This window comes from Alloiococcus sp. CFN-8, from assembly GCF_049943125.1.
Lineage (GTDB): Bacteria > Bacillota > Clostridia > Clostridiales > Clostridiaceae > JAEXZL01.
Genome location: NZ_CP188040.1, coordinates 1755669 through 1776641, shown reverse-complemented (window position 1 = coordinate 1776641; position 20973 = coordinate 1755669). Strand labels below are relative to the sequence as shown.

Genomic DNA, 20973 nt, shown 5'->3' with positions numbered 1-20973 from the left:
AATAATACCCCCTTATATTTTACAGGTCCTATCCAGGACACTGTGATTTTAACCTAATCGTTAGTTATTTAACTATCAATCCCAATTTCATTCTAATTTGTTGACTTAACCCCATGTCAACAAGCCAATTTAGTTAATTTTATGTCAAAATAACAAAAAACCTTGGGTTAACCCAAGGTTTTTGTAGGGTGGTGTCAGATGAAGTAATGTGAATGGCACCATAGAAGTGAGAAAACGTTCGCCTTTAGGGCGAACGTTTTCTGCCAGCAAAGGCGAACTGAGGATTAGCTGTAGCCTTGTCTGATACTATATCCGTTTGATTAATTTCTTCTATCCCATGGGAATATATTGTCTCTAGGATGTCTCCTCTTGTGAAGGAATCTCTTTCATCATTCTCTCTTTTTTTATCTCTATTTTGTTGAGAGTAATTATATGAATATATTCCTCCTAGGATCCCCCTTTCTTTTAGGTAAGGCTTGATAATCTCTATGAGCCACTGATTTTTCTCTGCCTTATAGTATTTGGTCATATTGTAGTCTATAACAATATCTATAGAGGCCTTTTTAATTGGCAGGCTGTGGATATCGCAGCATATAAAGATAAACTTTCTATGCTTATAGTATCTTTCTAGGTTCCTTTTAGTTTGCTTTATCCTCTCTAAATCATAGTCTGCCATTATATACACAACATCCTCTGGAAGATAGCTTATGTACTGAAGGAGAAAGAAGCCAACACAGTTACTGAGCTCCATAATGTACTCCGCTCCCTGGTGATAATCCATTAATAGCTCTATGAGCTTTGTCATTCCTTTATGAAGATAATTAATATTTTCTAGGGAGGCAGTTTCTAAATACTCTTCCTTAGAAGGTATAGGCCTGCCGTCCATAAGCTTAGTTCTTATAGCCCTAGGATCAATAAATATACCTTCTCTGATTTCACCCATATAGCCACAAGAGCAGTGCACTTCACTATCTATAACCATATTATTTTCTATATAGCCCTGAGAAATATTAAGGGGCTTAGAACAGCTTGGACACCTAAGCATATTCAATGAGCCTAAAGGAACACCGGTTACTTCCTTATGGCTCTCTTCCTCCTTAAGGAGCTTTTCAATACTTTTACTTAGAGATTCATGGATGCTATTAAGTCTTTCTATCTCCTGAGAAACCTGTCCTTTCTTTTCTTCCAGGAGGGATAAAAATAATCTTCGAGATACCTCTGTGCTGGTACCTCCAATTCTTTGGAAGGAAAATATCCTCTGAATCTCTGAAAGGGAAAAGCCCAGCTCCTTAAGCTTTTTTATCTTTTCTAAATTAGCGCTATCTATCTCATTAAAGTAATATTGTGAGTCCTTTTTACTTGGAACTAGTAACCCTTTTTCTATATAAAATCTTACTGTATCTAAGGTAACCTCATGCTTCTTAGCAAATTTACCTATCTTCATATAATTCCTCACTCTTCACAATATATTTAACAACTTGTATTTTGTTATTCTGAATACAATAACTAACTACACTTATTTTATCATATTCTACAATAATAAGCTAAATATTCCAAATTAGTCTCGATTCTTATAGAGGAAGCAAGCTATAATTTGCTAATTATTAATTTAAAGCTAGCCTTAAAACAAAAATAATCGCAACCATATTAACTAATCTGGTTGCGATTATATAATAAACACTGAATTTTTCTTAAAAAAGCTGTTTTGATTTACCTATAAATTTCTTTAAAATTGCTCTACTCTATAGTATCTACAGGCTTGTCCTTTCCATTTCCGGATAGCTTTTTATTGATTGATATAACATTCTTAACAAGTAGAACTGTCATCATTAATAACTCATAGGTTATTCTTACTAATACTGGTCCTAGAAGCATTGTTAAAATACCTGGTAAGAAGGTACTTTCACTATAGTAATAGTAGTCATTTCTTCCAAACATCATGAAGAAACCAATAAATACACAGGTACAGGTAGCAAGTACATATAATACCTTAATTATTTTTTCAAGTAATAAATCCTTGAAGTTAAAAATGTTATGTAAAACTAATAAGAATCCATTTAAGGATTGTCCCTTACTTTCAGGAACAACAAATACACATAATAAAATTGTAGCTACTACTCCGAAAAATACTCCTGCTCCCATGGCAGTTGCTATGTTCATATAATTCCCTCCCTAGATGATAATAAAAATATTATATCAAATATCAACATTTTATACATTAAATATACATAATTTATTAATATTTTATCAACCAATATTTCAACTGTAGTGATTTTCCAAATATAAAAAACTTTATTTTCCAAAAACTATATACAATTTCTAAAATATCATTTACAATGTAGGTATATTATATTGATCCTGAAAGGAGACTGTAAAATGTTAATTTACAGAGATAGAATTATAAATAACTCTAAAAACAGAATATGCAGTCTGCTGTCAGTAAATTAGGCGTACTTTTCATTAGTACCCTATGCTTTTTAACCTTGTAAATAATTTGACCGCAGACCTTTATCTGCGGTTTTTATATTTTTATAGATCTATTTCTGATATAGCTTCCTTCAGTGATGCTATAAGCTAATACTTCTTTAGCTTATATGATTATAGATTTATAGCCCTAAAGCCGCAGAGAAAATCTGGGGTTTTTTATTTTTAACCGCAGTACAGTTGATAGGTTTATGCTATCCTCTGTGTTTCTGCGGTTTTTATTATATACAGCAAAGCTGCCATAAAAAACACCTTAGGGGGAGATTAAGATGAGATTGAGATAGTAACTGAAAAGCCATAAGGTTATTTTTTATCAGGAGGACAGAAAAATGGATATGAGATTTTTTATATAGAGGTTAACTTAAAGATCAAAAATAAAATAGATTTACGGAGGTAATTATATGATAACAGGAAATATTAATGGAATAAAAAAGACAATACTTGATAGGCTGGAAGGCTTATATGATTTAGTTATAGATAATGATATGTACTTTTCTAGAGAATTAGTAGAGGTGCTTAACACTATTACAGCTCTGATAAATAAAGAGCTTTGTGTGGTAATCAATAGAAGAGGTAAAATCACTGGTGTATCCGTAGGCAAAATTAGCAGCGCTGAAATCCCTGCTATAGACGCTTCAGGCAGAAGGCTCAGTGGCTTTAGAGTAATTCACACTCACCCTTCTGGTGACAGCAAACTTTCCTCCATGGATATCTCTGCTCTAATGAATTTAAAGCTGGATGCCATTGCTGCCATAGGGGTTAATGAGGATATCAGCTCTGTTAAAATCAATATAGGTCTCTGTGATATTCACAATAACAGCCTTACCTATAAGGAGCTAAATGGCTTAAGCCTTGAAAAAGCTCTTAACTTAAACTTTATGGAAGCAGTAACCTATATAGATAAGTCTCTTGGAGCCTTGAAGGAAGACACAGAACAAGAGGAAAGAGCAATTCTTGTAGGTACCGACAGCGAAGAAAGTCTAGAGGAGCTAGCTGGCCTTGCAGAAGCTTGTAACGTCCTACCAGTACATTCAGTACTTCAAAGGAAAAACAAGGTAAACTCTGCTTACTATGCAGGTCAGGGTAAAATCGAAGAAATAGCTCACCTGAGGCAGCTTCAAAATGCTAATGTAGTAATATTTGACGATGAGCTCTCAGGGTCTCAGGTAAGAAATCTAGAGGAAGCCCTAAGCTGTAAGGTAATCGACAGGACTACCTTGATACTGGATATCTTTGCAAGACGTGCTAAGAGCAAGGAAAGCATACTTCAGGTAGAGCTGGCTATGCTTAGTCATAAGCTTCCTAGGTTAAGAGATGCCAATGCAAACCTTTCGAGGATTAAAGGTGGTGTTGGCTTAAAGGGGGGAGTAGGCTCAAGAGGTCCTGGAGAAAAGAAGCTGGAGACAGATAGAAGACATATAGAAACCAGGATTGAAGAAATAAAAAATGAGCTAAGAAGAACTATAGAGCAAAGAGCTGTACAGAAGACCAGGAGGACAAAAGGGAATATAAGCAATGTAGCTATTGTAGGCTATACCAATGCAGGAAAGTCCACCTTAAGAAATAAGCTCTGCAGCCTCTCCTCCTCTAACACTATAAGTAAAGAAGGAGTATTGGAAGCAGATATGCTCTTTGCTACCTTGGACACTACCGTTAGAGCCATTGTTCTGGAGGACAGCAGAAGGATTGCCCTATCAGATACCGTAGGCTTTATCAGCAAACTTCCTCATGACCTAGTAGAGGCATTCAAGTCCACTCTAGAAGAGGTTATAGATGCAGATCTTCTCCTTCATGTAGTGGATGCCTCAAATGAAGAGGCAATAAAGCAAATTCAATCAGTAAATGCCGTGCTTTCCGAGCTTAATGCAGTGGATAAAAATACTATAATCCTACTAAATAAGATTGATAAGGCTTCTGATGAAAACCTTAAGGAAGTAAGGAGTTTTCTACAAGGGCAAAGACTAATAGAAATCAGTGCTGTAAAAGGAATAAACCTTCAAGAGGTATTAACGACTATAGGAGAAGAGATTCCAATTAAGCTAACTCATAAGGAATTTATCCTTCCCTACGATGAGCAAAAGCTTATTTCAATGATTCATGAAAATTCAAAGGTAATTAAGGAAGACTATATTGAAGAAGGTGTTCATATCTCAGCTATGGTTTATGAGGAAATTTGGAATAAGCTTAAAAGGTACGAGGTAAGAGCGGAAAGGCAGGTAAGAGGTAATAGCTAAAAACTAAGAGTTGAAAAGAGAAAAGAAACTAAGAGCTAGGGGCTAAGGAGTAAGAGTTGTATAATATAAGGGAACTTCAAAATTTCTTGAAGTTCCCTTTTCTATATGCTTTTTTAAGGCTCTATTGTCTTAATTATTGTTTTAATGCGTTCTTGCTCTTCTCTCTTATCCAAGTATTCAAAAAGTCCAAGTCGATTTCCCCAGGGGTCTGTGAAAGTTCCCCACTTAACGGGAACTTCAGGTCTTGAATGTATTTCAAAGCTATCAATCTTTAGCTCTTCTACAAGTCTTTTTCTTTCAGTCTCAATGTTAGTAACCCCTAAACGTATCGGTCCATTACCATCAGTAAGAGGTCCTTCTGCCACCTGTAGCCAACAGCCAGGAATGAGCTCCCACTCTGCAAACCCCTCGTGTGGAATAAAGTCAGGCTTCTTATTTAAAAGTATTTCATACCACTTTTGACCTTCTGTAATGCTGGAGACACGAACCTGAGTAGTAATTTCAAAAATCATTTGTACACCTCCAAAATAAATACCATTAATAATTGATAGATATCTTATTGTAAAGCAAATGGGGAAATATCATTAATCACTAAATATCCTATCATAAGACCCTTCTGATACCCCGCTAGCATTTAAATATGTACAAAAGCTTTCAAGGGAAGCAATTACTTCTTTCTTAACCTCTTCGGTGATAGTGAAACCTTCTTCCCACCACCAGTTTTTAATTATAAGTGGTCCATTTCCTTTATGGTTTTCTGGTTCAAACCGTGCTACTATACTGTCTCCATATAATAATGGGAGCACATAGTAGCCGTATTTTCTTTTAGCTGCAGGAACGTATACCTCCCAGGTATAATGAAAGTTAAATATAGTCTTTAGAAGCTTTCTATCCCATAGAATGTTATCTAGAGGAGCTAAAAAAGAGATTTTCTTTTCTACTTCCTTTTCAAGGCTGGTTAATAATAGAGGGTAGTCTTCTTTTCTGATGTAGAAGTTCTCCTTAATAAAGTCCACTTGTACTCTGAGCAATTCACCCTCCTGGCAGAGCTCATTTAATATTTCTAGTCGAAGCTGCTTGTTTGAAATAAAATAGCCAAGCCATCCCTCTCCGCTTCTGTCCCAGTAGATGCCTATGCTGCCTATTCTTCTTTTGACATACCATTTATAAAAGTCTCTATCGCTTTCAAAGGGATCTTCAGCCTTTAATAGCTCCTCTGGAATTAAGTTTTCTATGATATCATAAACTCTTTGGACATTTTTTCTGTCTCTAATTCCTAGACTTCCTACATTAAACATATAGTCCATGACGGCTCCAGCAATTCTGCCATGCCCCCAGGTTCCTCTCTCAGCTTTGCCTAGGTTGATTTTATTGGATAAGGAGGGACCATTTTCAGTAATATATTCTATTATCTTATCTACATAATCTATAACACTTATAGAGCTCCTGTATTCAATAAGCTCCTCTATTCCAGTCTTCCTTATATCCCTTATTCTTTGAAAATAAGGCCAGTCCTCTGTGGAATATATAGCCATCATCTTATCCCAACCATCTATCAGATCTCTATCCTGGTATAAAAGCTTTTCCAGCATCCAGGGCTGATATCCTTCTATTCTAGATTGAAGTATTAAATCTATATTTCTGCCCACTACATTTAAAGGGTCGTATTGAAGACAACCGACCCTTTTTACAAACTCCTTAATCCCTTCAAGACCCTTAAATGGTTTGGGATAGTTTAGTCCTTGATAGGTTACTAGAAAGCTTCTCAGCTGCTCTTTAGATAAATGAATCATTTCCATGGAATCTCCTCCAAATGGTTATATTCTTCGTTTCGTGGACTACCTTAAACTAACTGATTGATAATTATTTCTTTGATTTTATATCACATACCTTCAGTATCTTACCTTCTACAGTAAACTTCACCTGAAAGCCGGCAAAATCCATACCATATACCCTTTCTGAGTCCTCCTGATAAGAAGGCCTCGGGTCCTGCTTCAGCACTCCAATTAGAGCCTCCCTCTTTTCTTTGGGGACAATCTTCAATAGCTCCTCTGAAAGCTCTACTTTAAGCTCATAGTCCTTAGAGTTAGCAGCAAAGCCTCCCATAGCCTCTGGATGGCTATCGGCATAAGGTATATAAGGCTTAATATCATAAATTGGTGTACCATCTAGCATATCCACTCCTGAAATATGAAGTACTGGTCCATACTTACTGGTATACTCTACCTTATCAAGAGCAACGCAGGATAAGCCTATGGAATTAGGTCTAAAGGGAGAACGAGTGGCAAAGACTCCAACTCTAGTATTTCCACCTAGACGGGGTGGTCGTACTGTAGGAGACCAGGGTTTATCCATAGCCTTGGAAAACTGCCAGATAACCCAGATATGAGAAAAGCCCTCTAATCCCCTTACACTATTAGGATCATTGTAGGGTGGCTTCAAAATAATAGTTCCTTTAAGATCACTTACTATTCCACTCTGACGAGGTATACCAAACTTCTCACTAAAATCAGTATGTACCTCTCCTATAATCTCCATAGAAAACTCCTTTGTCATGCTTTACCCTCCAAATTTAAGATATATATATTTGCACAGACTTCTCTGTGGCATTATTCTATACTTTAAATGTATTGTAGCATTGTATCCGCTGGAGTGAAAGGTTATTACCTGTTAAAGGTACATTACGGATACCTGAGAAATATATCTTTTCAATATTAGGGTTAATGAACTACTTATTCTCTATAATCCTCCCAAATCTTTGGATATATCTATCATCAAGAAGTGCGTGTTCCTCATTATCACGGCTACTTATCTTCTTAGGGGAATATTTCATAAGCTTTTCATCAAACTCTTCTAGCTCCAGATAACTATCATTATACCTTTCAATGCTTTCATTAGGACTTGTAGTACCGAAGGTGATCCATCTTCCTTTAAAGGATACCTTATAATAAAAGGTTCCCTTTTTCTGAGAAAAAGAAATTAACTTTCCTGAATAGCCGGTCTTAATCTCATCAACATCAGAATACTCATAGGTTATTCCCTGAGGCTTTAACCAGCTTCGATAAATCACCTTATCTTCTGTAACAAAGGTGATTCCTGTAAGAGAGATATACAAGAGTATCACCCATACTACTAAAGAATAAATCCAATACTTCTTTAATAATACTGTAAATTCGTAAGCCCATTTCCACTCTGAATTTTTATATCTCTTAAAAAGCTTGGTTAATACAAAAGCAATGAGAGGATACTCCACAATAGCAATAAGTATTAATCCATTAAAATCAGGCATCTGATAAAATAACCAATCATCTACCTTAAACAAAAGAACCTGTAGACTATTCAAAAGTACAAAAGATGCTAACGATGCGATAATAACAAATATTAATAATGGAAGAAGCAAAATTCCTCCTTTGTTACGAGACCTTTGATAGCTTTTATTTTTCCTGGACTTAATTATGTAATTTCTCCACAATACAATGAGTATAATAAAACTAATAATTGCTATGGGAATATTATATTTTAGAGCCTCCCACCTCTCTTCAAAATAGTTAAAAATTAACCAAAGAATTGGACCTAGAAGCATGAGACTTTGAAGAATTACTGTGGAAAGAGAAGGATAAGGATATTTTGTTGGTATTTCTTCATTTTGAATTTTTTCATCCATCTTTAATTGCTCCTTATGTAATAAAATTATATTTTTACAATAATTAACCGTATAACAATTTAATTATAACTCATTTTTTATAATTACAATTACTGTAAATACTATCTTGATGCATTTATTTTCTTATGATAAACTATAGTCACAAAAAGATATTACAGATAAGGTGCCCGTTAAGGGAGAATAGGGAATGAGGTGAAAATCCTCAGCGGTCCCGCCACTGTATACGGTAGAGCCCTCGTAAATACCACTGATTTATATCGGGAAGGTGAGAGGCTTGTTATCCCGTTAGCCAGGAGACCTGCCTTTTCTAGAGTATTTATATATGGATAGAGTAATGGTAAAGCTCTTGAATACGCTATAGGTGCGTATTCATGGGCTTTTTATTATTTTTAAAAAGTAAATTCTATCTATACCAATTTACATAATGCTTTTAAGGAGATGATATTATTATGAAAAATCAAGAAAAAACTAGAGGAATAGTTATCCTTTCTCTATTTATTGCTATGAGTGTCATCGGTGGCTATATGAAGCTCCCTAACCCCATAACCAGCAGCCTAGCCTTTGACTCACTACCAGCCTACTTGGCAGCCTTATTATTAGGAGGAGTTCCTGGGGCAATAGTGGGATTTTTAGGTCATATTATTTCTGCAGCTTTAGGTGGCTTTTCCCTTAGCCTGCCAGTACATCTTTTAGTGGCATCAGAAATGGCTCTGACAATGATTATATTTAGCTTCTGTGCAAAGAAAATAAACATAGCTGTCGCTATAATTGCAGGGATTCTGGTAAACGGGCTTATAATGCCTGCATCTTTAATATTAATTCCTGGCTTTGGGGTTCCAGTATTTTTAGCTATGCTATTACCCCTTACAGCAGCCAGCATCCTTAACATACTAGTGTGCACATTAATTTACAAGCCAATAAAGAAGGCAGTTTTCAGCGAAAGGAAAGATGTAGTTAAAAATGAGCTATAAAGGACGAGATGTAGAGGTAGTACAAATAAATAATAAAGAATCCTTAGTGATAGCCTGTGACTCCTGTGGGGGAATTGGCAAAAAGGAAAGAGACGTAGTAAAGGCCTCTCCTTATATTGTAGGTGAAACTACTACCAGAGTAGCCCTAATGGAGCTCCTTGCCGTAAATGCTATTCCTAAGAGCATTACCCTCACCATTGCCAGCGAACCCTATCCTACTGGTGATGAAATTATAAAAGGGGCCAAGGAGGAGCTTGAGGCTTCAGGATATAAAAATCTTCCCATGGCTATAAGCACGGAAAAAAATATCCCAACCTGCCAGACGGCTCTGGGAATTACCTTAATAGGTCTTTGTAATAATGCTTCCTTGAGGATCTGTACTTCTAAGGCTGAAGATGAGGTATACTGCCTTGGAAGACCTCTTGTAGGAAATGAAGTTTTAAATGTTCAAGCCTCAGAGCTCATTACTCCTAAAGATATCAAAGCCTTGTCTTCTATGGAAGGAATACATGACATCATCCCTGTAGGCTCAAAGGGCATCCTGGGAGAAATAGAGCTTTTATGCAAAAGTAATGATTATACCTTTATCAGTGAAGCTGAGGTTTCTATAGACATGAATAAGTCTGCTGGTCCATCTACCTGTCTTATCTTCACAGCTTCAAAGGAAGTAGACTTGTCATCCCTTAGATTGAAGCCTTTGAAAATAGGTAAGCTAACTTTTTAAAATTTTATAAACTAAACAATCTCAAACCATTATATGGTAATATACTTCATATAATGGTTTTTTCTTCAAATCCATTGAAAATAATCAAAGGAGTTGATAAGGATTAAAACAAAGAGATTTATAATTCCTATTCTATTATTGGTGTTAATGATGGTATCACTTCTTGGTGGTTGTAGAAAGGCTGATGCTCCCAGTGATGATGCTCCAAGTAATAATGAGATTGTGGCAGAAAAGCTGAATACACCTTGGGCAATGGCTATACGCGACGATGGCTCTATTTACTTCACTGAAAGAGAAGGAGTACTCAGGGTTATCAGAAATGGCAAGCTACAAAGTGAGCCGTTACTTACTCTAGAGCCACCTTTTATAAGCCAGGGAGAGGGCGGACTTATGGGTATTGCTCTGGATCCTGACTTTTCGGAAAATCATTATATTTATGTGAAATATACCTATGTTGAGGATAGCAATATTTATAATAAAGTGGTACGGCTTATAGAAAACAACAACAAAGCTACTGTAGATAAAGTAATCATAGATAAAATCCCTGGTGGACAGATTCATAATGGAGGACGAATAAAGGTTGGTCCCGATAATAAATTGTATATTGCTACAGGGGATGCAGGTAATCCTCAGCTGGCACAGGATAAAACAAGCCTCGCAGGAAAAATTATAAGGATAGAGTTAGATGGAAGCATTCCTTCTGATAACCCCTTTGAAGGCTCACCGGTATATAGCCTTGGACATAGAAACCCACAGGGCCTAACCTGGAGTCCCGACGGCCTTCTCTATGCCTCGGAACATGGACAATCCGCCCATGATGAGATAAACCTCATAAAGGCAGGGAGCAATTATGGATGGCCTATTGTTCAGGGAGATGAAACCTCAACTGATATTTTATCAGAAAGTCCACTAATACACAGCGGAGAGACCACCTGGGCTCCTTCAGGCCTTACCTTTATCACAGAAGGCCCCTGGAAGGGAAAGCTCCTTGTTACAAATTTGCGAGAATCACAGCTCCTAGTTGTATCCCTCAGTGAGGATGGAACAAGCGTTACAGAGTTAGAATCCTTATTAGAAGATACCTATGGACGAATCCGTGAGGTAGTACAAGGAAATGATGGTACAATCTATATATCTACCAGCAACAGGGATGGTCGTGGAAATCCCTCTCCTGAGGATGACAGAATTTTAAGGATTGTCCCAGAATAATTTATTGAATTAGTATTATATTTTTATGTCAATAATTTATTGAATCAATATCATAGGTTTATGTCAATAATCTTTAATAGCTCCTAAGCTTCAAGGATCTAAAAATATATATCGATACAAACCCTTGAAAGTCTCGTAATATTTATAGGACTAAGAATAAAGGAGGAATACATCATGATTTTTAATAATTATGAAGCAGAAGAAAAATCAAAGAATACTTCCGCTTTACTTCTGGAAAAGCAATTAAAATCAAGAAGCATAATCATCTCAGGAGAAATTAATCAAGCCTTAGCAGAAAAGGTTAATAAAGATACTGAAAGAGATTTTTGGATGAATGCCGAAGAAGCCTTGTCCTATGGTATAGTAAGCAAAATAATAACCAGCGAAAGCCAGCTATAGGCAAACACTTCAAAATTCAGAGCATATATTAAAGGCCATAATAGATTTAAAGAAGTAAATCTATTATGGCCTATATTATTCCCTTCACGATTTCTGCGGCAAAAACACCGTTATCCTTGTACCTATTTCTTTTCTGTTTAGAGTTTTATCATGATATTTTTGAAACACCATTGAAAACATCGTAATCTATTTCATTTTCACTTTTGGCTACAATTAATGCAGAGAATACATCAGAATCAACATTTAATATAGTCCTTAACATACCTACAAACCACTCTACTCCAGCAAATAGAGCTATACTCTCAAGGGGAAGCCCTAGCTGAGGAACAATAATAGATAAGGATACTAGTCCAGCTCCTGGTACCACAGCATTAGCAAGAGATAGAAGCGTTGCTAAAACTGCTATATAAATATAATCCTTTAAGTCATAGCTTCCTCCATATATTTGAGCTATGGTTATTATAGTGATAGCCATATGCATAGCAGAACCATTACTATTTAAAGACATACCTAACGGCAGTACAATCTTTGTTACTCTCTCCTTAATACCAAGCTTCTCCTCGGAATCCTTTAACGCTGTAGGCAATGTAACAGCAGAGGAAGTGGTGGCTAGCGCCATCAATGAAATTGCAGACATTTTTCTAATAAGCTTATAGAAATTTAACTTACAATATGCTGAAATTCCCAAGAACCATGCTGCAAGGAATACAAAGGTTGCTATTCCATATACTATTAGATACTTAGCTAAAGGTATTATCACCTGAAGTCCCATCTTACCTATGGTGGATGCTATTAGAGCAAAAATACCTATGGGTGCTACCTCCATAATAACTCTTATCATCTTAATAATCACAGAATTAAATTGAATTATAACGTCTAAAAGCTTATTTTGATCTTTTTCTACTCTTGAATAGCTTAGGCCTATCCCAAACAAAAGAGAAAATATAATTACTTGAATAATTGAGCCTTCTGCCATAGATCTTATCACATTTGAAGGAAAAAAGTTTAAAATTGTTTCACTGATAGATCCTATTTCTCCAGAGGTTATCGATGAAGTAGCTTCATTTAAGGATAATGAGATAGCACTTCCTGGTTTAAATAATACTCCCATTGAAATTCCGAAGATAGCAGCAGATAGAGAGGATATAAGGAATACTAGGATCGTCTTAAATCCAAGCTTACCAATTTCCTTGATATTTAAGCTTCCTACCGCTTCTATAATCTGTCCCATAACCAGTAATATAATTGACATTTGTATTAGTCTAAGAAAAATATCTCCTAAAACCTTTACACCTGATATATTTTCTCTAAATAGCACTCCTGCTATAACACCTATAGCCATAGCTATCATTATCCTTTTAGTTATAGATATTTTTTTCAATGTCTTCACCCCCTATTTTCTATATAAAAAGTCTAAGATATAGATTTTGTCTTTACCTTAGACTGATAACTTAGCTAAACATACATCAAATCATTTATAGTATATAAGGGTTCCTGCATTAGAATCTATTTCCGAAACCTTTTCTAAAGATGTAATTATAGTTTCCCTTCCCTCACCACTCTTTACAAACCTTATGGCAGCCTGTATTTTAGGTAGCATACTTCCCGGTGCAAATTGGCCCTCTTCTATATACTCCTTTAACTCTTCTACTGAAACCCTTTCTAGCTTCTTTTGTTTAGGAGTATTAAAGTTTACATATACATTGTCTACTGCTGTTAAAATAATGAATAGATCTGCGTTTACCATTTCAGCAAGCTTTTCCGCAGCCAAGTCCTTATCGATTACAGCCTCAACGCCTTCATAGCCTTTTTCACCAAGAACTACAGGTACTCCTCCTCCACCTGAGGAAATGGTTATAACTTTATTTTCAATAAGCTTCTCTACGGCCTTATATTCTATAATGCTTTTTGGCATTGGTGAGGGTACTACCTTCCTCCAGCCTCTTCCTGAATCCTCCTTATAGGTACCCTCTCCCTTTTCCATAAGCTCCCTAGCCTCCTTCTCTGAAAGGAAGGGACCTATGGGTTTAGTAGGATTGTTAAATGCTGGGTCCTCTTTATCCACAAGAACCTGTGTTACTAAAGCTACAACGTTTTTATCTATATTCTCTTCTGCCAATGCTTCATTCAATGCATTTTGAAACCAGTAGCCTATACTCCCCTGGGTCATTGCTACACAGGTATCTAGAGGCATTGCAGGATTTTTATCAGAACTAGCGGCCTGCTGCTGTAACAATAGGTTTCCTACCTGGGGTCCATTGCCATGAGAAATTATAAGCTCATGTCCTGCTTTAATTAAATCTATTAATCTCTTACTTGTATATTTTAAGGCCTCTTGCTGAGCTTTTGCAGATGCATTATCTGATAATATTGCATTTCCACCTAAAGCTACTACTATTCTTTTCATATAACTCGCATCTCCTGTTACTATAATTAAATTTTCTTATGCTTCTACTGTTTTTTCTTCTCTTGCTAGAGTAAATACCAGCATACCAACTAGAAGTAGTACAGCCCCTAAATAGAAGCCAACCTTCATAGAACCAAACTCATCTGCTATCCATCCAGTAATATATGGAGCTAATATTGAACCGGACATGCCGATGAAATTATATGCACTCAAGGTTGTTGACAACGCTTTTTTAGGTGCATTCTTAGTAACAAATGCTACTAAAATTGGATCTAAAGCTAGCTTTCCTGTTAGTCCATAAAGGATTAATACTGCTATAAGTAATGTTCTACTTTCTACAAAGGCTATACCAAAGGTAGCAGCAATAGCTAAGGGCACTAATAAAAACACAAATTTCTTTGTTCCTTTATACTTGTCATTAAGCTTGGCCAATATCAAAGCACCAGGAATAGATGCCCAAGGAACCAAGGAAGATATGAAGCCTACACTAGTTCCCTCAAAGCCTCTTTCCACCTGTAAGAATTGTGGTAACCATGTTATTATTACGAAGTTTGCATATATTGAGCAGAAGCATAGAATAAAGCTTACAAGAAGATTACGGTTTTTAAATATAGATATAAGGGATACCTTCTCACCAGATACTTGCTTTTCTTTATCTACAACAGCCTTACCTTGATCCTCAGGACGTACAATCTTTTCCTTTAAAAGTACATAAAACAGTATTCCAACTATTATTGTAGGTATTGCCATTATAAAGAATGGCTTACTCCAATGTTCTCCATTTTCTAGGACAAGCTTACTGGATAAGAGATATCCTCCTGAGGTTCCGAAGGCCATACCACTATTAATTATTGCAGTTCCCAGGGTTAAGCTCTTGGTAGGTATAGCTTCTGTAGAAAGTGCATACTGAGGTCCATAGTAAGCTCCTTCACCTATACCGGTAAGAGCTCTGAATATCATGAATAAACCAAAGGTTGTAGCAACACCACTAAGAAAAGTAGTAGCTCCAAATAATACAAATCCCATGGCTATAACAAGCTTTCTTCCTATCTTATCTCCTAAAATTCCAAAGGGGATCTGAGTTACAGCATAGGTCAGGAAAAATAAGCTATTAATTAAACCAAGCTGTGCATTGCTAAGGCCAAATTGTTCTCCAATCTTACCCATAACAGGATTTAATATAGTTCTATCTGCATACATTAAAATCCATCCAAAAAAGCATAGGGCAACAACCTTCCACCAGTACCTTTCTGAAACAGACATAGCCTTAAATCTTTCTCTAGCAGAACCATTAACTACTTTACCTTCCATTTTAACTCCTCCTAATAATTATATTTTTCAAGCCTAAATAAAACCCAAAGAGCATATCATATCCTGAAGTATGTCCTATTGCCTGTACCCTGCGTATTGCCTGATTAACCTTACTTATATCTCTTTCCTCAAAATATTCTATAAGGGTAACTAAATCACTACTTATATATCCTTTAAATAATGCACTATAATAACTTTTACTTACAATAGTTGTTCTATTTAGCTGTGGAATTAATAACCTCTCTATATTTCCTTCCTTTTTATAGGCTTTTAAGGCAAGGATATATCCCATAAGAATGTCGTCACCACTGGGAGTTAATCCTTTACCTCTTCCCACTAGGTAATTGATAGCTTCTTTTAATATATAATTCTCGTTGCTGCAATTAAGAGTTAAAGTATTTATCACAAAAGCCAGCTCATTATTAATAGATAGTCCTATATACTTATAAAAATCTATATTATTTAATTGTTTATATATTAAGGTATCCTTTGGAGCTATCTCCTGGTCAACAAGTGGTATTTTTAACTCTACTTTCTTTATTTCCTTTGTATCTAAATTAATAATTCCTTCTATGGTGTAAAAAGTAAATATCTTCTTATTATAAACAACTATATCTCCAATAGTGCAATTACCTATAAGCTTATTAAATATATCCTTATTAATGTTTATGCCATAGCTAGATAAGCTACCTCCAACCAACCCTATGTGAATTAATCCTTCAGGAAACTCAATATTGAAGCTGTTATTAAATATACTTTGAATCCTACCATAGGCTTGTTCTTTATCATAGAGAGACAATAAGCTGCTCATTGTCTCTCTATCTAATTGAACATTAAGACTCATATCTAATCCACTACAATATTTAATGCTTTAGCATAAGCCTCCAGGGCCTTTTCAAAGCAAGCAAGGGGTGCTCTCACTGTTCCTGCTCCAACTTGTCCCACTCCCGGTTCCTTGTGGGCAATACCAGTATTTATTAATGGAGTTATCCCCGTTGCCACCACCTTTCTTATATCTATTCCAAGGGGTGCTCCTTTGAAGTCCCAGGTAGGAATTGTAAAGTTAGGGTTATTTGAAACACAGATCTGCTGCATTTCATTAGAAACCTTTAATGCATCCTCAAAGCCTCCTGCTCCAACGAAGCGAGTAACTCCAGGGGCTGCTATCATAGACATAGCTCCTACACCCACAGTTTCTGTTATGGCACTATCACCTATATCAGGATTTGCATCTTTCTCACTAAAACCAGTAAAATACAAGCCATTCGGTGTGTTTACAGGTGCGGTAAACCATTGATCTCCTAAACCGCTGATTCTTATACCAAAGTCTTTTCCATTTCTGGTCATAGTTGTTACAATAGTTCCTTCCTGTATCTTTCTTGCGCAGTCCACCATTACCTTACCTGTGGCCATCATAACATTTAAGAAGAACTGATCTGTATCAGCTAAGAATCTAATTACCTCTTCCTTTTCCTTATTGTCGATATCTAATGTAACTATAATTGGAGTGAGCTCCTTTAAAAGATTAAGAGAAGCAGCTATATTTCTCTGATGGAATTCATCTCCCATTGTTATAGCCTTAGCTATTACAACGTTTAGATTAATTCCCCCCTCTTTATGCTTTAAGGCCTTGCTTAGAACTGGACCTAAAACATTCTTCATCCAAGTAAGTCTATTTACTACCTCTTCGGAAAAGGCTCCAAATCTGAGAACCTTGCCGATTCCTTCATTCATAGTGCAGTATCCTCGGCTTCCATCTAACCTATTTTCCACTACCATTACGGGCATATTCCCTGAGGTTATTCCACCCATAGGACCTACTGCTTTTACACTATGACAGGGCATAAACTTAATAGCCCCACTCTCAAGCAGCCTCCTGGCTCCCCCTTCATCATCAGCCCAGCCTTCAAAAAGTATTGCTCCTATACACGAGCCCTGCATTGGTCCTGTCATTTCATGGTATTCTATTGGTGGACCTGCATGGAGGAGCACCTTATCCTCTAGCTCCTTAATAACACTCTTAGCAGGAACAACGTCTACAAGGAAAGGTTGTGCTGCCTTTAGTCTTTCAATAACCTGATTATTCTTTTCATCTATATACTTAAGCTTATTAAGCTCAGTGATAATCTTGATGAGCCTCTTATTTCCTCCAGCCATGGGCTTCCATGTATACTGAATGGATTTTCCTCCATATCTTACTATAGAATCATTGAAGCTTTCCAAGCCTACATTTATGATTGTAGGTTTAGTATTTAGTAAATCCATGACCTTTTCAGATGGTTCCGGTAAATCATATTTATTATAAGATGGAGTAACTACACTCTTATCCTCTTCCTTCAGCTCTATACCTTTTAGCTTTAATGCAAGTCTTACAGCCTTTGCATTGCTTTCCTCCACATAAGCTCCGCTTTCCTCTAGAGTCCTAACAGCCTGGTCATAGTCCTGAGGGTCATTTCTAGTACCACAAACTGTAGCTACAAAATATAGTTCTCTTCCTTCACTTTTAGCTATTTCAAGGGCTTCCTTTATATGAGGTGCTAAGGCTCCAGCCATATCTGGATGTGCCCCATATCCTAAAACGCAATCTAATATAATAACGCCAGTTTCATTACTCCTTGAATATTCCTTAATTTTCTTAACTCTAACCTCGGGGTCTATCATTGGATGTGGCTTTCCTTGAGTATATATATCATCTCCTAAATCAATAACCTCATATCCTTTAGTCTGAAGAATATATCCTTCCTTCTTTATAAGACCACCCAAGGATAAAGCCTCAGATATCATCATTCCTGCTTCTGCAGCGAGAGTTCCTCCAGAATATAATCCTTTTACAGTTTTCCTAGCTGGAAGGACTTTATCAATAATATTACTTAGCTCTTCTAAATAATTTTTCTTAACTTCCTTCCCCTGTGAAAGATCAACGGCAATCTTAGCTGTTTCCTCTAAGGTATGAGCAAGATATACCTTTCCTTCATGAGCCTTAGGCTTCTCACCTAGGAAAATTGCTACTACAGGCTTAGTAAGATTATGTAGAAGCTCTACAACCTCATCTCTTACCTCTGGTGCTGGTGGCTTTGATATTACAACTATTACATCAGTTGGATCATGATTTTCTAAGGCTACTATAGCATCCTTAACAGTAATCGCTCCTACACTTTCATTTAAATCTCTTCCTCCAGTGCCTATTGCATGGACTACACCGCCACCTAATCTATCGATTATAGTTGTTACCTCCTGTATTCCCGTTCCAGAGGCTCCTACTATCCCTATATTTCCTGGCCTAACCACATTTGTAAAAGCTATAGGTATACTAGATATTATTCCTGTACCGCAGTCAGGTCCCATAAATAAGAGTCCTTTTTCTTTAGCTTTTCTTTTCAATCTTATTTCATCTTCTAAGGATACATTATCGCTAAAGGAAAATACATTTAATCCTCTGTCTAAAGCCTCTTCTATTTCAACTGCCGCATATTCTCCAGGAATAGAGAACAAGGCCATATTAGCATCGGGAAGCTTCTTTAATGCATCCTCCCAGCTGGTAACCTCATTAACCTTGCTATCCTCCTTCTTAACGGACAAATCCTGTAGAAAATTATCTACTTCCTTTAGAACATTTTCCATTATCTCTTTATCCTCTGCCTCTACTACAATAACCATATCACTGGGATTAGCTCCTCCCACTTCATCGGTATATAGCCCTGAGTTTTTGTAGATATCCTTATTGGCTTCAGTGCCCATCATTATTGAACTCTGTATAACACCAGGAAGAGTATTTATTAAATTGGTGAGCAACATTAAATTAATGGAATCCTGGTAGCTATTTTTCTTCACAACTGTATAAAGCATTTCATTTCCCCTCCTTTTTTGTTATTATTATAATGGTAATCGTTTTCTTATACATCTACTGGGATGTCTAAAAAACATTGGATTTTTTAGACCTTAGGGATAAAGGGGGATAGAAATGAACGTAGAAAATATATTAAGAGTTAATTCACTAAAGGACGCAAAAATTATCGCTGGATATTCAGGGCTAAATAGACCCGTAAACGGAATAATGGTACTAGAAGCAGCTGATATTGAGAAATGGGGCAGTTATGGACAAATTATACTGACCAGCTACTATGCTCTTCAGCCCTTAGATGATAAGGAGCTTGATTTATTTTTCCAAAAGGTAAACTCCATAGGTATAAGCGCCATTATTATTAAAATTGATAGACTTGTTCAAAATATCCCAGATAGCTTGACTCACTATTGCAACTTATACTCCATACCTCTGATTCAAATCTCTAGAGAAGTAAAATACGAAGGGGTAATCCTAGAGATATTAGGACCATTGATAGACCAAAACATAGCTCTTCTTAACAGATATTATTACATACATAATGAGCTAACCGCTCTTGCCCTGAGGGAACCGTCCATTGAAGAATTTTTAAAAGAGCTAAAAAAGATTATTTCCATGGATGTGAGTATTGTAAATTATAATAATAATGAAATTATCTCTACAAACTCTTTATACTGTCAAGGAGCTATTTTAAGCTCTGAAGCCCTGCCTAGAAATAGATATATGAATTATGAATACACTAGGAAGCAAATACTATATTCCAATGCCTCTATACAGGACAAGGCTACTGCTCTAACAGTTAAAATTCCCTGTCTTTATTATGAGCCTTATGAATTGGTCATTCATGAAATTTCAAATAAAGTGAATATAGAGGATTTCATGGTGATTGAAAATGCTGTTAGCTTTTTGCAAATGGAGCTATTAAAAAAATATAGCTTATCCCAAAGTCAATTCCATAGAAAAAATGAGCTTATCAACGATCTTTTAAATGGAAGAATTTATAATCAAGATGATATTGATGACTCATTAAAATTTTTTGAAATAAACGGTGGTACCAAATATCAGCTGATGCTTATCCAGTTATATTCAGATAATAAAAGCAGTGATAATTGGGCAGGAAATATTCTCAGAAATATACGAAACAAAATAAAGATATATTGGGGGCACACAGCCTTTCTTGAAAAGAAAGAGAGGATAGTCTTTATCAATAATTTTGAGGATAGTAATAGCTCCTTTTCCTCTGATAAATTAAAGCTTATAATGGATAGCTTATTAAATAAAGAGGAGCTTCCTAGCCTTTCTTATCACATAGCACTAAGCTCTATTGGCTCAAAGGATGCTATCACTAGGCTTAATAAAGAGATATTAGATACCCAAAGAATACTAGACCTATTCTATAAAAATAATACAATTCTGAGCTATGAGAACTTAGGAATATATAAGCTTTTCCTAGAGGCTAAGAATCTAGATAATATAAAAAGCTTCATACCTAGCAAGCTATTAACCTTTAAGGATGAACACCCAGAGCTTTTAGAAACCTTAATGTGCTTCATAGATAATAACGAATCCTTCTCAGAAACAGCAGCTAAGATGTTTTTACATCCAAAAACCATCCGTTATAGAATCGATAAAATAATTAAAACATTAGAAATAGACATTAATAATCCTGAAGAAAAGCTACAGCTTCAAATAGCAAATCGTTTATTCAAATTTATTAACTAAGCAAGAG

The 20973-nt window shown here is 36.0% G+C and carries 17 protein-coding genes and 1 riboswitch; of the genes, 6 read left to right on the top strand and 11 right to left on the bottom strand.

Annotation, left to right across the window (positions count from 1 at the left end):
- Positions 1 to 244: 244 nt before the first annotated feature.
- Positions 245 to 1444, bottom strand: a complete 1200-nt coding sequence (locus ACPWSR_RS08115; RefSeq protein ID WP_426351180.1) for a MerR family transcriptional regulator — start codon at positions 1442 to 1444, stop codon at positions 245 to 247.
- Positions 1445 to 1737: 293 nt separating this feature from the next.
- A complete protein-coding gene (locus ACPWSR_RS08110) occupies positions 1738 to 2160 on the bottom strand; it encodes a hypothetical protein (RefSeq protein WP_426351179.1) in 423 nt (140 codons plus the stop codon).
- 725 nt (positions 2161 to 2885) lie between these two features.
- On the opposite strand from ACPWSR_RS08110, the gene hflX reads away from it, so the two are divergent.
- The gene (gene hflX / locus ACPWSR_RS08105; RefSeq protein ID WP_426351178.1) at positions 2886 to 4718 is read left to right on the top strand and encodes a GTPase HflX; all 1833 of its coding nucleotides are present in this window, start codon (positions 2886 to 2888) and stop codon (positions 4716 to 4718) included.
- A gap of 113 nt (positions 4719 to 4831) precedes the next feature.
- On the opposite strand, the gene ACPWSR_RS08100 is transcribed toward hflX, so the two are convergent.
- From ACPWSR_RS08100 to ACPWSR_RS08085, 4 genes are all read right to left on the bottom strand, one after another.
- Entirely contained in the window at positions 4832 to 5230 is a 399-nt protein-coding gene (locus tag ACPWSR_RS08100) for a VOC family protein (RefSeq protein WP_426351177.1), read from the bottom strand.
- Between the two features lie 72 nt (positions 5231 to 5302).
- On the bottom strand, positions 5303 to 6517 hold the full coding sequence (locus ACPWSR_RS08095) for a winged helix-turn-helix domain-containing protein (RefSeq protein ID WP_426351176.1): 1215 nt from the start codon (positions 6515 to 6517) through the stop codon (positions 5303 to 5305).
- A 64-nt stretch (positions 6518 to 6581) separates the two neighbouring features.
- Positions 6582 to 7274 carry a tRNA (N6-threonylcarbamoyladenosine(37)-N6)-methyltransferase TrmO gene (gene tsaA / locus ACPWSR_RS08090; RefSeq protein ID WP_426351175.1) on the bottom strand — a complete coding sequence of 231 codons (693 nt, stop codon included), beginning with the start codon at positions 7272 to 7274 and terminating at the stop codon, positions 6582 to 6584.
- Between the two features lie 172 nt (positions 7275 to 7446).
- Complete coding sequence (locus ACPWSR_RS08085) at positions 7447 to 8382, bottom strand: hypothetical protein (protein WP_426351174.1); 936 nt, start codon at positions 8380 to 8382, stop codon at positions 7447 to 7449.
- 144 nt (positions 8383 to 8526) lie between these two features.
- Positions 8527 to 8702, top strand: a riboswitch (cobalamin riboswitch).
- A gap of 129 nt (positions 8703 to 8831) precedes the next feature.
- On the opposite strand from ACPWSR_RS08085, the gene ACPWSR_RS08080 reads away from it, so the two are divergent.
- The 4 genes from ACPWSR_RS08080 (at position 8832) to ACPWSR_RS08065 (ending at position 11685) form a co-directional block, all read left to right on the top strand.
- Positions 8832 to 9353, top strand: coding sequence for an ECF transporter S component (locus ACPWSR_RS08080; RefSeq protein ID WP_426351173.1), 522 nt, complete (start codon positions 8832 to 8834; stop codon positions 9351 to 9353).
- Complete coding sequence (locus ACPWSR_RS08075; RefSeq protein WP_426351172.1) at positions 9343 to 10077, top strand: AIR synthase related protein; 735 nt, start codon at positions 9343 to 9345, stop codon at positions 10075 to 10077. The genes ACPWSR_RS08080 and ACPWSR_RS08075 overlap by 11 nt, the downstream gene beginning before the upstream one ends.
- Positions 10078 to 10170: 93 nt before the next feature.
- Positions 10171 to 11286, top strand: a complete 1116-nt coding sequence (locus ACPWSR_RS08070; RefSeq protein ID WP_426351171.1) for a PQQ-dependent sugar dehydrogenase — start codon at positions 10171 to 10173, stop codon at positions 11284 to 11286.
- Positions 11287 to 11460: 174 nt separating this feature from the next.
- A complete protein-coding gene (locus tag ACPWSR_RS08065; protein WP_426351170.1) occupies positions 11461 to 11685 on the top strand; it encodes an ATP-dependent Clp protease proteolytic subunit in 225 nt (74 codons plus the stop codon).
- A gap of 148 nt (positions 11686 to 11833) precedes the next feature.
- On the opposite strand, the gene ACPWSR_RS08060 is transcribed toward ACPWSR_RS08065, so the two are convergent.
- The 5 genes from ACPWSR_RS08060 to fdrA form a co-directional block, all read right to left on the bottom strand.
- Positions 11834 to 13066 (bottom strand): dicarboxylate/amino acid:cation symporter, encoded by a 1233-nt coding sequence (locus tag ACPWSR_RS08060; RefSeq protein ID WP_426351169.1) that lies wholly within the window; start codon positions 13064 to 13066, stop codon positions 11834 to 11836.
- A gap of 90 nt (positions 13067 to 13156) precedes the next feature.
- Positions 13157 to 14092: a carbamate kinase gene (arcC, locus tag ACPWSR_RS08055; protein WP_426351168.1), complete on the bottom strand. Its 936-nt coding sequence runs from the start codon at positions 14090 to 14092 to the stop codon at positions 13157 to 13159.
- 36 nt (positions 14093 to 14128) lie between these two features.
- Positions 14129 to 15403 (bottom strand): MFS transporter, encoded by a 1275-nt coding sequence (locus ACPWSR_RS08050; protein ID WP_426351167.1) that lies wholly within the window; start codon positions 15401 to 15403, stop codon positions 14129 to 14131.
- 1 nt (position 15404) lies between these two features.
- Positions 15405 to 16247, bottom strand: a complete 843-nt coding sequence (locus ACPWSR_RS08045; protein WP_426351166.1) for a DUF2877 domain-containing protein — start codon at positions 16245 to 16247, stop codon at positions 15405 to 15407.
- Positions 16248 to 16249: 2 nt separating this feature from the next.
- A complete protein-coding gene (gene fdrA / locus ACPWSR_RS08040) occupies positions 16250 to 19249 on the bottom strand; it encodes an acyl-CoA synthetase FdrA (protein ID WP_426351165.1) in 3000 nt (999 codons plus the stop codon).
- A gap of 115 nt (positions 19250 to 19364) precedes the next feature.
- On the opposite strand from fdrA, the gene ACPWSR_RS08035 reads away from it, so the two are divergent.
- A complete protein-coding gene (locus tag ACPWSR_RS08035) occupies positions 19365 to 20966 on the top strand; it encodes a PucR family transcriptional regulator (protein WP_426351164.1) in 1602 nt (533 codons plus the stop codon).
- The last annotated feature ends 7 nt before the right edge of the window (positions 20967 to 20973 follow it).